Origin of the sequence: Vibrio sp. VGrn 2 (assembly GCF_009361695.1) — a bacterium.
Classification (GTDB): domain Bacteria; phylum Pseudomonadota; class Gammaproteobacteria; order Enterobacterales; family Vibrionaceae; genus Vibrio; species Vibrio diabolicus.
Genome location: NZ_RBWD01000004.1, coordinates 113,797 through 128,824 on the forward strand (window position 1 = coordinate 113,797; position 15,028 = coordinate 128,824).

Here is a 15,028-nt window from a genome sequence, read left to right on the forward strand (position 1 = left end):
CTCCTTACAGAACTTCTGGAGCCAGTGAAACGATCTTCATGAACTTATCGCCACGAAGTTCGCGTGTCACAGGACCAAAGATACGTGTACCGATTGGTTGCTCAGTATTGTCGTTTAGCAATACGCAAGCATTTCGGTCGAAGCGAATGACAGAACCGTCAGGACGACGTACGCCTTTACGGGTGCGCACTACCACCGCCTTCAGAACATCACCTTTTTTAACTTTACCGCGAGGGATTGCTTCCTTCACAGTAACTTTGATGACGTCACCGATATGTGCATAACGGCGGTGAGAGCCACCCAGAACCTTAATACACATTACGCTGCGTGCGCCTGAGTTATCAGCTGCGTCCAGCATACTTTGCATTTGGATCATGTTAGTGCTCCGCTAAATATTAATAACTAGACCCATCACGGGTCGGGCTGCCTCTTTAAAAGGGACGCGAATTGTACCACCCTTTTTTGTGATTGGGTAGTCAAAAAATAAACGGCTCCAAAAATATTTTGGAGCCGCTTTAGTTTCATAGAATTAACGAGATTAAATCTTCGCCTTTTCTAGAACTTTTACCAAAGTCCAAGACTTAGTCTTAGACAGTGGACGACACTCTGCGATTTCAACTGTGTCGCCTAGGCCACACTCGTTGTTCTCGTCATGTGCGTGTACTTTAGTCGTACGTTTTACGTATTTACCGTAGATTGGGTGTTTTACGAAACGTTCGATAGCAACAGTGATAGACTTGTCCATCTTATCGCTAACAACACGACCTTGTTGAGTACGTTTTACTTCGCTCATTATGCGCCTGCCTTCTCAGTCAAAACAGTTTTCACACGTGCGATATCACGGCGTACAGCTTTCAGAGTATGAGTTTGCTGTAGTTGACCAGTCGCAGCTTGCATGCGCAAGTTGAACTGTTCACGTAGCAAATTCATTAGCTCAGCGTTAAGCTCTTCAACGCTTTTCTCGCGTAGATCTTGTGCTTTCATCACATCACCTGCTTAGTTACAAATGTAGTTTTGAAAGGCAGTTTACGTGCCGCAAGACGGAACGCTTCACGTGCCAATTCTTCAGGTACACCACCCATTTCGTACATAACCTTACCAGGTTGGATTTGGGCTACCCAGTACTCAACGTTACCTTTACCCTTACCTTGACGAACTTCAAGTGGTTTTTCTGTGATTGGTTTGTCTGGGAACACACGGATCCAGATTTTACCTTGACGCTTAACGTGACGTGTCATTGCACGACGTGCCGCTTCGATTTGACGAGCAGTTAGACGACCACGGCCAACAGCTTTAAGACCGAATTCGCCGAAGCTTACATCAGTACCTTTAGCTAGACCACGGTTACGACCAGTCTGAACCTTACGGAACTTAGTACGTTTAGGTTGTAGCATCTGTCGACTCCTTACTTACGGCCTTTACGCTGCTTCTTAGGCTTGTCGCCTTTAGGCTCTACAGCGTTAGCTGCTGGCATACCACCTAGGATTTCACCTTTGAAGATCCAAGTTTTAATGCCGATCACACCGTATTGAGTGTGAGCCGAAGAAGTTGCGTAATCAATGTCAGCACGTAGAGTGTGTAGAGGCACACGGCCTTCACGGTACCACTCTGAACGTGCGATTTCAGCGCCGCCTAGACGACCGCTTACTTCCACTTTGATACCTTTAGCGCCTAGGCGCATAGCGTTTTGTACTGCGCGCTTCATAGCACGACGGAACATAACACGACGCTCTAGCTGAGACGCGATGCTGTCACCAACAAGTTGCGCATCTAGTTCAGGCTTACGTACTTCAGCGATGTTAATTTGCGCTGGTACACCTGCAATTTTAGCTACAGCTGCGCGTAGCTTCTCAACGTCTTCACCTTTCTTACCGATAACAACGCCTGGACGAGCAGTGTGAATAGTCACACGGATGCTCTTAGCAGGACGCTCGATAACGATACGTGATAGAGACGCTTTTTTCAGTTCACTTGTAAGGAACTGACGTACCTTGAAGTCGCCGTCTAGGTTGTCAGCGAAATCTTTGGTGTTAGCAAACCATGTAGCATTCCAAGGCTTAACGATGCCTAGACGAATACCATTTGGATGTACTTTTTGACCCATTGCTTACTCTCCTAGTCTCTAGCGATCTGCTACAACAACAGTGATGTGGCTTGAACGCTTCAAGATACGATCCGCACGACCTTTAGCACGAGGCATAATACGCTTCATGGTTGGGCCTTCATCTACAAAGATTTTTGCGACATTCAGATCGTCAATATCTGCACCTTCGTTGTGCTCCGCGTTAGCGATAGCAGACTCTAGAACTTTCTTAACTAGTGCAGCAGCTTTTTTGTTGCTGAACGTTAGGATTTCTAGAGCTTGGTCAACAGATTTACCACGGATTAGATCCGCAACTAAGCGAGCTTTCTGAGGCGAAATGCGAGCAAAGTTATGTTTAGCAATTGCTTCCATTATTTACTCCTTAGCGCTTCTTAGCTTTCTTATCCGCAGCGTGACCGCGGTAAGTACGTGTTGGTGCGAATTCACCCAGTTTGTGACCGATCATTTCATCAGTTACAAATACTGGTACGTGCTGACGACCATTATGGACAGCGATGGTCAAACCGATCATCGTAGGGATGATCATTGAACGACGGGACCAAGTCTTAATAGGCTTTTTGTCTCCGCTTTCCACCGCTTTCTCTACCTTCTTCAGCAAGTGTAGGTCAATAAAAGGACCTTTCTTGAGAGAACGTGGCATGGCGATTCCTCTTTATATAGATTACTTGTTACGACGACGTACGATGTACTTGTCAGTGCGTTTGTTCTTACGAGTCTTGAAGCCTTTAGTAGGCATACCCCAAGGAGATACTGGGTGACGACCACCAGAAGTACGGCCTTCACCACCACCGTGTGGGTGGTCAATCGGGTTCATTACAACACCACGAACCGTTGGACGGATACCGCGATGACGTGATGCACCTGCTTTACCAAGTTCACGTAGCATGTGCTCAGAGTTACCAACTTCACCGATTGTTGCACGGCCTTCAGAAAGAACTTTGCGCATCTCGCCAGAACGTAGACGGATAGTTACGTACGCACCGTCGCGAGCAACGATTTGAGCGTAAGCACCAGCCGAACGAGCTAGCTGACCACCTTTACCAGGCTTAAGTTCAACGTTATGTACTGTTGAACCTACTGGGATATTACGCATTGGTAGAGTGTTACCAGCTTTGATTGGTGCATCAACACCAGACTGAATAACATCACCAGCTACAACACCTTTAGGTGCTAGGATGTAGCGACGCTCACCGTCTTTGTAAAGAACTAGAGCAATGTTTGCGCTACGGTTTGGATCGTATTCAAGACGCTCAACTGTCGCTGGAATACCATCTTTAGTACGTTTGAAGTCAACTACACGGTAGTGGTGCTTGTGACCACCGCCGATGTGACGTACTGTGATACGACCCTTGTTGTTACGACCACCGTTCTTAGAGTTTTTCTCTAGAAGAGGTGCGTATGGCTTGCCCTTGTGTAGGTCAGCGTTAACAACTTTAACAACGTGACGACGACCAGGGGAAGTCGGCTTACATTTAACAATAGCCATTTTTAACTACTCCTGTTATTCCGCGCCGCCAACGAAGTCAAGATCTTGACCTTCTTTCAAAGTAACGTACGCTTTCTTAACGTCGCTGCGGCGACCTTGGCGTAGACCTTGACGTTTGGTCTTACCCTTAGTGATAAGAGTATTTACAGACTTAACTTCAACTTCAAATAGCTTTTCTACAGCTGCTTTGATCTCTTTTTTAGTCGCATCTTTAGCTACTTTGAAAACGATAGTGTTCGCTTTCTCAGCTGCCATAGTTGCTTTTTCAGAGATGTGCGGTGCACGTAGAACTTTTAGGATACGCTCTTCAGTGATCATGCTAGCATTTCCTCTACTTGCTTAACTGCTTCTGCAGTCATTACAACTTTGTCAAACGCGATTAGAGATACTGGATCGATACCAGCAACATCACGTGCGTCAACTTTGTATAGGTTACGAGCAGCTAGGAATAGATTCTCATCTACTTCGCTAGTCACGATTAGAGCGTCAGTTAGCTCAAGCTCTTTAAGCTTAGCAACTAGCTCTTTAGTCTTTGGTGCTTCAACTGAGAAGTTATCAACAACGATTAGACGCTCTTGACGAACAAGCTCAGAAAGAATGCTCTTCATAGCACCACGGTACATTTTTTTGTTTACTTTTTGGCTGTGATCTTGTGGTTTCGCAGCAAAAGTAACACCACCTGTACGCCAGATTGGGCTACGGATTGTACCAGCACGCGCACGGCCAGTACCTTTTTGACGCCATGGCTTAGCGCCACCGCCAGAAACTTCTGAACGTGTTTTTTGAGCACGAGTACCTTGACGAGCACCTGCTGCGTACGCAACAACTACTTGGTGTACAAGAGCTTCGTTAAACTCACGTCCGAAAGTAGTTTCGGAAACAGTTAGTGCATCGGCACCTTTAACCATTAGTTCCATTACTTACTCCTGAGACGTTATGCTTTAACAGCTGGTTTAACGATCACGTTGCCGCCAGTTGCGCCTGGGACTGCACCTTTAATAAGAAGCAGGTTGCGCTCAGCGTCAACACGTACGATCTCTAGGTTTTGAGTCGTTACACGCTCAGCACCCATGTGACCTGCCATTTTCTTGCCTTTAAATACGCGACCTGGAGTCTGACATTGACCGATAGAACCAGGAGCACGGTGAGACAATGAGTTACCGTGAGTCATATCTTGAGTACGGAAGTTCCAACGCTTAACAGCGCCTTGGAAACCTTTACCCTTAGATGTACCAGTAACGTCTACTTTCTTAGTTTCGTTGAATAGTTCAACAGTTAGTTCTGAACCAACTTCGAACTCTTCGCCGTTTTCTAAACGGAATTCCCAAAGACCGCGACCAGCTTCAACGCCAGCTTTAGCAAAGTGACCTGCTTCAGCTTTGTTTACGCGGTTAGCTTTCTTAGAACCAGCTGTAACCTGGATTGCTGCGTAGCCGTCAGTTTCAAGAGTTTTCACTTGAGAAACACGGTTAGCTTCAACCTCAACAACAGTTACTGGGATAGAAACGCCTTCTTCAGTAAATACGCGGGTCATGCCCACTTTACGACCGATTAGACCAATCATACTTCTAATCTCCCTTAACCTAGGCTAATTTGAACGTCAACGCCCGCAGCAAGGTCTAGACGCATTAGAGCATCAACAGTCTTGTCTGTTGGCTCAACGATGTCGATTAGACGCTTGTGAGTACGGATTTCGTACTGGTCACGTGCTTTCTTGTTAACGTGTGGAGAGATAAGAACTGTGAAACGCTCTTTACGAGTTGGCAGTGGGATTGGACCACGAACCTGTGCGCCAGTGCGCTTAGCTGTTTCAACGATTTCCGCTGTAGAAGCATCGATTAGTTTGTAATCGAAAGCTTTTAGGCGGATACGGATACGTTGGTTCTGCATGAGACAGAGCTCCAAATTTAATAAATTACACAAACAATATCGCCACTCAAACTCGTCAAGACGAGAGAATGCCGATTGATTTATGTGAAACCGTAGCATCCAAGATTAGGACGCATTGTCAGTTAATTTTCGATTAACTATCCCTATATGCCAAAGTCACCTTTGAGGATAGTTTTTCCGAAGAAAAGATAGCTAATTGTATTAACCGCGAACATAAGCTGAGTATACATTACCTCACAAATCCTTAGATTTGCTCGCTCCTCACTGCTCATTGGTTCACAACTGGCTTAACCAGTGCGCTGCATTATACAGATCACACTTTAGGTTGCAAGCGCTGAGTGAAAAATAATCGGGAATAATCCAAACCCTATACATCCCTCTTCGCTTGATAGCCATTAAACAAAAAGGACGCCGAAGCGTCCTTTTCTAAACTGTAATCGTAATAGCGGCTGCTATTATTTCTTACCGCTTGATAGTGCACCGAAACGCTTGTTGAAGCGATCAACACGGCCGCCTGTATCAACGATACGTTGCTTACCAGTGTAGAATGGGTGACACTTGTCACATACGTCTAGGTGGATAGACTCTTTACCTAGAGTAGAGTTGAACTCAAAAGAGTTGCCGCAAGAACAAGTCGCTTTTACTGCTTTGTATTCTGGGTGGATACCAGCTTTCATGGGATAACCTCAATAGTAGGCCGTGTCGCTATACGAATCTAAGCCGCACACCACACGCAATTAATAATAAAATGGGATACCGCATCAACTAATTGCCGAAGCCATATCTCAAGGCGCGATATAGTAAAGAATCACATTGCTCGGATCAACATATTTGGCAACTTTTTCGCCACTTTTTTAGCCAGACTAATCATAGAGGCACGATTCACGCTGAATCACATAGCTTTACTCGAATTTCCATACCGATTTTAATAGACTCTCATTTCCTTTCCCTCTTTTTAATAGCTAAGAATTTATGCGTCCAACCATTGCTAGAGTGGCATTACCCGTTCCGCTCGACAAACAATTTGATTACGCCATTCCGGGGCACCTGTTTCCGATCATTGGTGGACGCGTTTCCGTACCTTTTGGACGCCAAACCTTAGTCGGCATCGTCACCGCAATGGTGAACCACTCCGACTTTCCTAAAGAGCAGCTTAAGCCAATCAAAGCGGTATTAGACTCCCAACCGATATGGCCAGAGACGCTTTATTCTCTGCTAAATTGGTGCAGCCAGTTCTATCAGTACCCTCTAGGTGACACTCTACACAATGCAATGCCTGCCGCGCTGAGGAAAGGCAAACCGGCCGACTTTGCAACGCTACAAGAATGGCAACTGACAGAAGCAGGAAGAAATAAGCTCATGCAAGGGCTTGGGCGTGCAGTAAAACAACAGCGTGCACTCCAAATGATGGTCAACGGCCCAATCTCGCATCAAGAACTCTTGGATCAAGAAGTAAACTCGACCATCTTAAAAAATCTCGAAGAAAAAGGTTGGGTCGAGCGTATCGAGAAAAAGCCGGTTATTACGAAATGGAGTCAAAATGTAGAGTGCACGGTAGAGAAACCAAAGCTTAACCATGAACAAGCACTCGCTATTGCAAGCGTAAATAGCCAAACAGGCTTTGCTTGCTATTTATTAGAGGGGGTAACTGGCTCTGGTAAAACAGAAGTTTACTTAAACCTTATCAAGCCCGTCCTAGAGCAAGGGAAACAGGCATTAGTTTTAGTACCTGAGATCGGTCTAACGCCCCAAACCATCAACCGCTTTAAACATCGATTTAATGTCCCGGTAGATGTGATTCATTCCGGTTTGAATGAAACAGAGCGTTTGAACGCCTGGTTATCGGCTCGCGATAAAGCCGCGGGGATCATCATTGGTACGCGCTCAGCCCTACTGACACCTTTTGCTGATTTGGGGATTATTATCGTTGATGAAGAGCATGACTCCTCTTATAAGCAACAAGACAGCTTGCGTTACCACGCTCGTGATGTTGCTGTCATGCGCGCCCATAAAGAGCAAGTGCCGATTGTCCTTGGCTCAGCGACGCCAGCGTTAGAAACCCTACATAATGCACTGTCTGGTAAATATCACCATTTAACACTCACCCAACGAGCTGGCTCTGCCGTGCCAACCACCAATAAAGTGTTAGATGTAAAAGGTCAGTATTTAGAAAGTGGCTTATCCGCCCAACTGATTGCCGAAATGCGCAAACACTTAAAAATGGGCAATCAGGTTATGTTGTTTCTTAACCGCCGAGGTTTCTCGCCCGCTTTGATGTGCCATGAATGTGGTTGGATTGCAGAATGTAAACGCTGTGATGCGTACTATACGTTCCACCATTACAGCAACGAAATACGCTGCCATCACTGCGGCTCACAACAACCTGTCATTCATCAGTGTCAGGGGTGTGGTTCAACTCAACTGGTTACCGTCGGCGTAGGAACTGAGCAGCTCGAACAACAATTGGCTCAGTTATTTCCAGAATACAAAGCCATTCGCATCGACAGAGACAGCACACGTCGCAAAGGTAGCTTGGAAGATGCCCTTGAGTCGATTCGTAAAGGTGAATACCAAATACTGATAGGCACTCAAATGCTGGCTAAGGGGCACCACTTTCCAAATGTAACGCTCGTTGCTCTTTTGGATGTTGATGGCTCTCTATATAGTAGTGACTTCCGCGCTTCGGAGCGATTAGCTCAGCTGTTTATTCAGGTCGCAGGTCGTGCTGGCCGAGCAAGTAAACCTGGCGAAGTGATCCTGCAAACTCACCATCCTGAGCACAGCTTGCTGCAAGCCCTACTTCAAAAAGACTATCGTCACTTTGCTATGACAGCTCTGGAAGAACGCAAACTGGCTCAGCTTCCGCCTTATAGTTTCTTGACTCTGTTTAAAGCAGAAGCAAACCAAAGTGAGGTAGTTGAAGACTTCCTGCGTCAGGTTCGCTTTACGTTAGAGTCACACCCTCTGTTCGATGATTCCTGCATGGTGTTAGGCCCCACTCCTTCACCTTTGGCCAAGCGGGCTGGTAAATACCGCTGGCAGCTGTTACTTCAAACCCAGCATCGTTCATTGATGCAAAAGTTATTAACCAGTGCCAAACCTGCTATTGAGTTGTTGCCAAATGCCAAGAAAGTTCGCTGGAATTTAGACATAGAGCCACAAGATCTCAGCTAGCAAACGTTTAACTATGTAATGAATTACCATTTAATGTGACGAGCATCACGACGGGATTGCAATTTTTGTTAAACAGACCGTAACTTTCACTTTAGAAATGAATAGACTATCCAAATTAGAAAAGTCTAAAGTGACTTGTTCGCACAGGCTTAGATTAAAACAATGACTATTCCCACAAATTGATGTCGCAGTGAAGAATCCATTTTTCCACTTGTTAACACGAACTGAGCGAAGAGCAAACGCTGCTCTAACTCAGCGTGATTACTATGATTTCAAACCGGAATAACGTCATCTTGGCAAAAAAATAAACGAGAGGTTAAAAACTATGGCGACAATGAAGGATGTTGCCCAGCTTGCGGGAGTGTCTACGGCTACGGTATCTCGAGCATTAATGAACCCAGAAAAAGTATCTTCTTCAACGAGAAAAAGAGTAGAAGATGCCGTACTTGAAGCGGGTTATTCTCCAAACTCATTAGCGCGTAACTTACGTAGAAACGAATCAAAAACCATTGTTACTATCGTTCCCGACATCTGTGATCCTTATTTTTCTGAAATTATTCGCGGTATTGAAGATGCTGCCATGGAACATGGCTATCTAGTCCTGCTGGGCGATAGCGGACAACAGAAGAAACGCGAAAGTTCTTTCGTTAACCTCGTATTTACTAAGCAGGCGGATGGAATGCTACTGCTTGGCACAGATCTACCGTTCGATGTCAGTAAGCCAGAACAAAAGAACTTACCTCCGATGGTGATGGCGTGTGAATTTGCGCCAGAGTTAGAGCTTCCAACAGTACACATTGATAACCTGACCTCAGCATTTGAAGCGGTGAATTACCTAACCCAGCTAGGTCATAAACGCATCGCGCAAATCTCGGGTCCAGATACGGCAATATTGTGTCAGTTCCGCCAGCAAGGTTATCAACAAGCCTTGCGCCGTGCAGGCATCAATAAAGACCCTCAATATAGTGTCATTACTGAGTTCTCTTTTGATGGCGGAGCAAAAGCCGTTCGTAAACTGCTCGAATTACCTGAGCCACCAACAGCTATTTTCTGTCACTGTGACACAATGGCCATCGGCGCAATTCAAGAAGCGAAAAAGCTTGGCTTACGAGTACCGCAAGATCTCTCCGTTGTGGGCTTTGATGACATTAACTTCGCTCAGTACTGCGATCCACCGTTGACCACCATCTCTCAGCCTCGCTATGAGATTGGTCGACAAGCAATGCTAATGATGCTCGAGATGTTAAAAGGCCACGACGTGCATTCAGGCTCGCGTTTGCTTGAAACTAATCTCGTCATTCGCGGAAGTGCAGCGCCACCACAGCGCCCTTAACCTAAAAATTAAGTATCCATACCCAAAGCGGTGCTAAGGCGCCGCTTTTTATTTACCCCATCTGCTTTTTGTTTATCTCGCACAAATATAAGCTCGAACGGAAACACACTCCGACGTTGTCGCGCTTTAGCTATCAAGATTCTATCAATAGGGTGTTTTCTCAACTCGTTCTGGATTAACATATTTGCAAGAATCCTTGATGACCAGAAATAACCGTGGCAAATAGAGATTATGTAAGACGGGGGCGAGGTGCCCCAAAAAAGTCGACAAAAAAACAACCGCCGAGAAGAAAAAAACCTTGGCGTAGTGGCCTGCTCGCTATCTTGCTTGTGGGTGGTTTTGGCTATGGTCTTTACCTTTTGAGTAGCGACCCAGAGCCCAAACCACCTGTCGTGAAGCAGCCAACAACCACTGTAAGCAAACCAAAGCCGAAAAAAGATTTGCCGCCACCACCAGAAGAAAAGTGGGAATATGTCGAGTCACTACCGAAACGTGAAGTTGAAGTTGTGGCCAAAGAAATTGAAGTTTCTAAAATTCCTTACATCATGCAATGTGGTGCTTACAAAACCCAAGCGCAAGCAGAAGAGCGTAAGCTTGCAATCGCGTTCCAAGGGATGTCGAGCAAGATTCGTAAGAAAGAAGGCAGTTCATGGTATCGCGTGGTGCTAGGTCCGTATAAGTTCAAACGTGATGCAGAACGTGACCGTCATAAACTGCAACGCGCGAAAATCGAGCCATGTGCGATTTGGAAAGAAAATCTTTAAACTCAGGCCCTAGGAGCTAAGATCCTAGGGCCTTTCTTTTTGCCCCCTTGAATCCCTATTTCCCCTCCCCCATATACTGAATTAAATCCAAAGAGAAATAATCAAGAGGTCGACTGTGACTACCATTGTATCTGTACGTCGAAATAATAAAGTCGTCATCGCGGGTGATGGCCAAGTATCTCTAGGCAATACCGTAATGAAAGGTAATGCGCGCAAAGTTCGCCGCTTATATAACAACCAAGTACTAGCGGGCTTTGCTGGCGGCACTGCGGATGCCTTCACCCTTTTTGAGCGCTTCGAAAGCAAGCTGCAAATGCACCAAGGCCACCTAACTAAGGCTGCGGTTGAACTAGCCAAAGACTGGCGTAGCGATCGTGCTCTGCGCAAGCTCGAAGCCTTGCTTGCCGTTGCCGACGAAACCGCATCGTTAATCATTACCGGTAATGGTGATGTCGTACAGCCAGAACACGACCTGATTGCGATTGGCTCTGGTGGTGCTTACGCACAAGCTGCAGCAACCGCCCTACTAGAAAACACAGATCTAGATGCTCGTGAGATCGCGGAAAAAGCCCTCAACATCGCGGGTGATATTTGTGTCTTCACCAACCACCACCACACAGTAGAAGAGCTAGACTCAACGGTAGAGCCTGAAAAACCAACCGCGTAATCGTAACGAAGTAAGGAAAGAATATGTCTGAAATGACGCCTCGCGAAATCGTTCATGAATTGAACCGCCACATTATCGGTCAAGAAAAAGCCAAGCGTTCGGTTGCGATTGCACTTCGTAACCGCTGGCGCCGTATGCAGCTTGAAGAAAGTTTGCGTGCCGAAGTGACGCCAAAAAACATTTTGATGATTGGTCCTACTGGTGTTGGTAAGACTGAAATAGCACGCCGCCTAGCAAAACTGGCAAATGCACCATTCATCAAAGTTGAAGCGACAAAATTCACAGAAGTGGGTTACGTTGGTAAAGAAGTTGAAACCATCATCCGTGACCTGACTGATGTCGCGGTAAAAATGACGCATCAACAAGCGATGGAAAAAGTAAAATTCCGCGCTGAAGAGCAAGCGGAAGAACGCATTCTTGATGCGCTACTGCCACCAGCACGTGATAGCTGGGGTCAAGCAGAGCAAACGGAAGAGTCTTCTCACACTCGCCAGATCTTCCGTAAGAAACTGCGTGAAGGCCAACTAGACGATAAAGAAATTGAAATCGACGTAGCCGCACCACAAATGGGCGTAGAGATCATGGCGCCCCCAGGTATGGAAGAGATGACTAACCAGCTGCAAGGCATGTTCCAAAACCTGGCAGGCGACACTAAGAAAAAGCGTAAGCTGAAAATCAAAGACGCAATGAAAGCGTTAGCGGAAGAAGAAGCGGCGAAACTGGTAAACCAAGAAGAGCTAAAAGAAGCTGCGATTTTCAACGTTGAAAACAACGGCATCGTATTTATCGATGAGATCGACAAGATCTGTAAACGCGGTGAGAGCTCAGGCCCAGACGTTTCACGCGAAGGTGTTCAGCGCGATCTACTTCCATTGATTGAAGGCAGCACGGTATCAACCAAGCACGGCATGGTAAAAACAGACCACATTCTGTTTGTTGCATCTGGTGCATTCCAAGTGGCAAAACCATCTGACTTGATCCCAGAATTGCAAGGTCGTCTACCAATTCGCGTTGAGCTAGAAGCACTAAGCAGCAACGACTTCAAACGCATTCTGACAGAGCCAAAAGCCTCTCTAACAGAGCAGTACGTTGCGTTGATGAAAACGGAAGATGTGGACATCGAGTTCACAGAAGATGGCATCACGCAAATTGCGGAAGCGGCATGGACGGTCAACGAAAGCACAGAAAACATCGGTGCTCGTCGCTTACACACCGTTATGGAACGCTTAATGGATGAAATTTCTTACGACGCGGCGGAGCAATCTGGCGCGAAGTTTGTTATTGATGCCGCTTATGTGAAAGAGCGCCTAGGCGACACGATTGAAGATGAAGATCTAAGCCGCTTTATTCTTTAATCGTAATCTATCCCACCAAAGCCCAGAGCCTTGTTTCTGGGCTTTTTGTTTAGAATGGCGGTGACTTTGACTACGCCTAAATCAAAAGATCTCGTCATTCTAGCGAGCTCAAGCGAGACTAAGAATCTAGTAACAGCACCCCCTATTCTTTCCCACTAACCTTAACCACCACACAATCGGATGATAGATTCTGAACCACCTCGTTCCTCGTTATTCAGAATGACGGTTACTTTGACAACAGCTAAATCAAAGGCCTGGTCATTCTAGCGAGCTCAAGCGAGACTAAGAATCTGCTAACAGCAGACGCCTATTCTTTCCAACTCACCTTCACCACTGCACAACCGGACGATAGATTCTGACTCACACTCGTTCCTAGCTGTTCAGAATGACGGTGACTTTAATAAGCTCTAAATCGAAAGAACTCGTCATTCTAGCGAGCTCCAGCGAGACTAAGAATCTAATAGCAGCGTTCTCAGTACCATTCACTTTCCAAAAAGAGGGCTATTTTATCGCCTCAAATATCGAAACTGCTTTCCTTCTACTTCACCCTTTGACTTCTAGTTGAGTTGTTTTAGGTCAATAGCGTATCTGCCTCTTTGTGCTTATACTGGGCACATTGGTTACTAGCACGAAATTTCCATGAAACAATCTCTACAGATCTGGCTTGAAGCCGCTCGCCCAAAAACACTACCTCTGGCGTTAGTCTCTATCTTAACGGGTAGCGTGCTCGCCTACTCGGCGGGTCATTTTTCACTGACAATTGCCATCATGGCTTTCGTAACCGCGACGTTGCTGCAAATTCTGTCCAACCTGGCAAACGACTACGGCGATGCCGTTCAAGGTACAGATAACGACAAACGCCTTGGCCCATTACGAGCGATGCAGTCTGGCGCGGTAAGTGCGAAACAAATGAAACAGGCGATTATCTTTAACATCGTTCTGACCGCCATTTCTGGCTTAGTGTTAGTTTTCTATTCACTAAGCTCACTAGAAAGCATTGTCACTTTTATCGGGCTGGGAATTTTGGCCATTCTCGCAGCCATTGCTTATACCATGGGTAGCAAACCATACGGTTACGTGGGGCTTGGCGATATTTCAGTTTTCTTGTTTTTTGGTCTACTCGGCGTATCCGGTACCTATTTCTTGCATACTGGTCACGTAGATACCACGCTATTCTTACCTGCTCTAGGCTGCGGTTTACTCGCCGTTGCAGTACTCAACATCAACAATATGCGTGATATCGAGAACGACCGAGAGTGTGGTAAACGCACAGTCGCAGTGCGTTTGGGTCAACGCAAAGCCAAGCAGTATCACTTTGTTTTACTTGGCGGTGCTATTCTTGCCTTTGCGGCTTACTTGTTAATTCAAGACAAACCCGTTTGGATTAGCTTGCCCTTTTTACTTAGTATTTATTTCGTGGCCGATCATGGTAAAGCGGTTTGGCATACACAAAAGCCCGCTCAGATAGCACCAATGATGCCAGTCATCGTGAAATGCTCTTTAGTCACCAACGTTTTGTTTGCAACAATTGTGGTAGCTCAAACTCTAGTAAGTTAAAAAAGGATTGTCATTGCATTGACTTAATGCCTAGATATACTCAAAGACAACCAATTTCTGTTTAGAAAGGTACGCTATGGAATACAATACCTCAGCACTCTGTGATATCTACCTCGATCAGGTAGATGTGGTTGAACCAATGTTCAGTAATTTTGGCGGTCGCGCTTCATTTGCCGGGCAAATCACCACCATCAAGTGTTTTGAAGATAATTCGTTGATCCGCGAGACATTAGAGCAAGATGGACTTGGTCGCGTTTTGTTAATTGACGGTGGCGGTTCCCTACGTAAAGCCCTTATCGATGCAGAAATCGCAACTATTGCGGAAGAAAACGAGTGGGAAGGCATTGTCGTTTACGGCTGTGTTCGTGAAGTAGATGAACTTGAAGATATGAACTTAGGCATTCAAGCCCTCGCTTCTATTCCTGTTGGAGCGACCAGCCAGGGTATCGGCGAATTAGATGTACCAGTCAACTTTGGCGGCGTCAGCTTCTTACCTGAAGATTATATTTATGCCGATAGCACTGGGATCATCCTGTCGCCTGAGCCATTGAATATTGATTTAGAGTTGGATGAAGAAGAATAACGAGTCTTAGGTACCTAAGTTATAGGATCTTGTCTTGGCTATCAGGCATAGAGCTTGTCCAAAGATTTCCTACTTCCCCAAAACACAAACACCCGCTTAACGCGGGTGTTTTTAA

Annotated in this window: 20 protein-coding genes; 7 read left to right on the forward strand and 13 right to left on the reverse strand. The window is 45.9% G+C overall.

The window, feature by feature from the left end:
• Nucleotides 1-4: 4 nt before the first annotated feature.
• The 13 genes from rplN to rpmE form a co-directional block, all read right to left on the reverse strand.
• Nucleotides 5-376, reverse strand: a complete 372-nt coding sequence (gene rplN, locus D8S93_RS09095; protein ID WP_004410450.1) for a 50S ribosomal protein L14 — start codon at nt 374-376, stop codon at nt 5-7.
• A gap of 162 nt (nt 377-538) precedes the next feature.
• On the reverse strand, nt 539-793 hold the full coding sequence (rpsQ, locus tag D8S93_RS09100; protein WP_005379575.1) for a 30S ribosomal protein S17: 255 nt from the start codon (nt 791-793) through the stop codon (nt 539-541).
• Entirely contained in the window at nt 793-984 is a 192-nt protein-coding gene (rpmC, locus tag D8S93_RS09105) for a 50S ribosomal protein L29 (RefSeq protein WP_005379576.1), read from the reverse strand. Before rpmC ends, rpsQ begins: the two co-directional genes overlap by 1 nt.
• Nucleotides 984-1,394, reverse strand: a complete 411-nt coding sequence (gene rplP / locus D8S93_RS09110) for a 50S ribosomal protein L16 (RefSeq protein ID WP_005379577.1) — start codon at nt 1,392-1,394, stop codon at nt 984-986. The genes rpmC and rplP overlap by 1 nt, the downstream gene beginning before the upstream one ends.
• 11 nt (nt 1,395-1,405) lie before the next feature.
• A complete protein-coding gene (gene rpsC, locus D8S93_RS09115) occupies nt 1,406-2,104 on the reverse strand; it encodes a 30S ribosomal protein S3 (protein ID WP_005383161.1) in 699 nt (232 codons plus the stop codon).
• Between the two features lie 18 nt (nt 2,105-2,122).
• On the reverse strand, nt 2,123-2,455 hold the full coding sequence (gene rplV / locus D8S93_RS09120; RefSeq protein WP_005383164.1) for a 50S ribosomal protein L22: 333 nt from the start codon (nt 2,453-2,455) through the stop codon (nt 2,123-2,125).
• A gap of 10 nt (nt 2,456-2,465) precedes the next feature.
• Nucleotides 2,466-2,744 (reverse strand): 30S ribosomal protein S19, encoded by a 279-nt coding sequence (gene rpsS / locus D8S93_RS09125; RefSeq protein WP_004394525.1) that lies wholly within the window; start codon nt 2,742-2,744, stop codon nt 2,466-2,468.
• Nucleotides 2,745-2,765: 21 nt separating this feature from the next.
• On the reverse strand, nt 2,766-3,590 hold the full coding sequence (gene rplB / locus D8S93_RS09130; RefSeq protein ID WP_005383168.1) for a 50S ribosomal protein L2: 825 nt from the start codon (nt 3,588-3,590) through the stop codon (nt 2,766-2,768).
• Nucleotides 3,591-3,605: 15 nt separating this feature from the next.
• Nucleotides 3,606-3,908, reverse strand: a complete 303-nt coding sequence (rplW, locus tag D8S93_RS09135; protein ID WP_004398471.1) for a 50S ribosomal protein L23 — start codon at nt 3,906-3,908, stop codon at nt 3,606-3,608.
• Entirely contained in the window at nt 3,905-4,507 is a 603-nt protein-coding gene (gene rplD, locus D8S93_RS09140) for a 50S ribosomal protein L4 (protein WP_005379556.1), read from the reverse strand. The genes rplW and rplD overlap by 4 nt, the downstream gene beginning before the upstream one ends.
• 17 nt (nt 4,508-4,524) lie before the next feature.
• Nucleotides 4,525-5,154: a 50S ribosomal protein L3 gene (gene rplC, locus D8S93_RS09145; protein ID WP_005379555.1), complete on the reverse strand. Its 630-nt coding sequence runs from the start codon at nt 5,152-5,154 to the stop codon at nt 4,525-4,527.
• A gap of 14 nt (nt 5,155-5,168) precedes the next feature.
• Entirely contained in the window at nt 5,169-5,480 is a 312-nt protein-coding gene (rpsJ, locus tag D8S93_RS09150; protein ID WP_004410492.1) for a 30S ribosomal protein S10, read from the reverse strand.
• A 455-nt stretch (nt 5,481-5,935) separates the two neighbouring features.
• Complete coding sequence (gene rpmE / locus D8S93_RS09155; RefSeq protein ID WP_005379546.1) at nt 5,936-6,157, reverse strand: 50S ribosomal protein L31; 222 nt, start codon at nt 6,155-6,157, stop codon at nt 5,936-5,938.
• Between the two features lie 295 nt (nt 6,158-6,452).
• Between rpmE and priA the strand changes: the two genes are divergently transcribed.
• The 7 genes from priA (at nt 6,453) to rraA (ending at nt 14,913) form a co-directional block, all read left to right on the forward strand.
• The gene (gene priA, locus D8S93_RS09165; RefSeq protein WP_152812848.1) at nt 6,453-8,654 is read left to right on the forward strand and encodes a primosomal protein N'; all 2,202 of its coding nucleotides are present in this window, start codon (nt 6,453-6,455) and stop codon (nt 8,652-8,654) included.
• A gap of 304 nt (nt 8,655-8,958) precedes the next feature.
• Nucleotides 8,959-9,987, forward strand: coding sequence for a DNA-binding transcriptional regulator CytR (cytR, locus tag D8S93_RS09170; protein WP_254901949.1), 1,029 nt, complete (start codon nt 8,959-8,961; stop codon nt 9,985-9,987).
• 215 nt (nt 9,988-10,202) lie between these two features.
• Entirely contained in the window at nt 10,203-10,751 is a 549-nt protein-coding gene (ftsN, locus tag D8S93_RS09175) for a cell division protein FtsN (RefSeq protein WP_053809480.1), read from the forward strand.
• 115 nt (nt 10,752-10,866) lie between these two features.
• Nucleotides 10,867-11,418, forward strand: a complete 552-nt coding sequence (hslV, locus tag D8S93_RS09180) for an ATP-dependent protease subunit HslV (protein WP_005383176.1) — start codon at nt 10,867-10,869, stop codon at nt 11,416-11,418.
• Between the two features lie 23 nt (nt 11,419-11,441).
• Nucleotides 11,442-12,773 (forward strand): HslU--HslV peptidase ATPase subunit, encoded by a 1,332-nt coding sequence (hslU, locus tag D8S93_RS09185; protein WP_006742475.1) that lies wholly within the window; start codon nt 11,442-11,444, stop codon nt 12,771-12,773.
• 639 nt (nt 12,774-13,412) lie between these two features.
• On the forward strand, nt 13,413-14,330 hold the full coding sequence (locus D8S93_RS09190) for a 1,4-dihydroxy-2-naphthoate polyprenyltransferase (RefSeq protein WP_005397953.1): 918 nt from the start codon (nt 13,413-13,415) through the stop codon (nt 14,328-14,330).
• A 76-nt stretch (nt 14,331-14,406) separates the two neighbouring features.
• The gene (gene rraA, locus D8S93_RS09195) at nt 14,407-14,913 is read left to right on the forward strand and encodes a ribonuclease E activity regulator RraA (protein WP_005397954.1); all 507 of its coding nucleotides are present in this window, start codon (nt 14,407-14,409) and stop codon (nt 14,911-14,913) included.
• Nucleotides 14,914-15,028 lie beyond the last annotated feature (115 nt).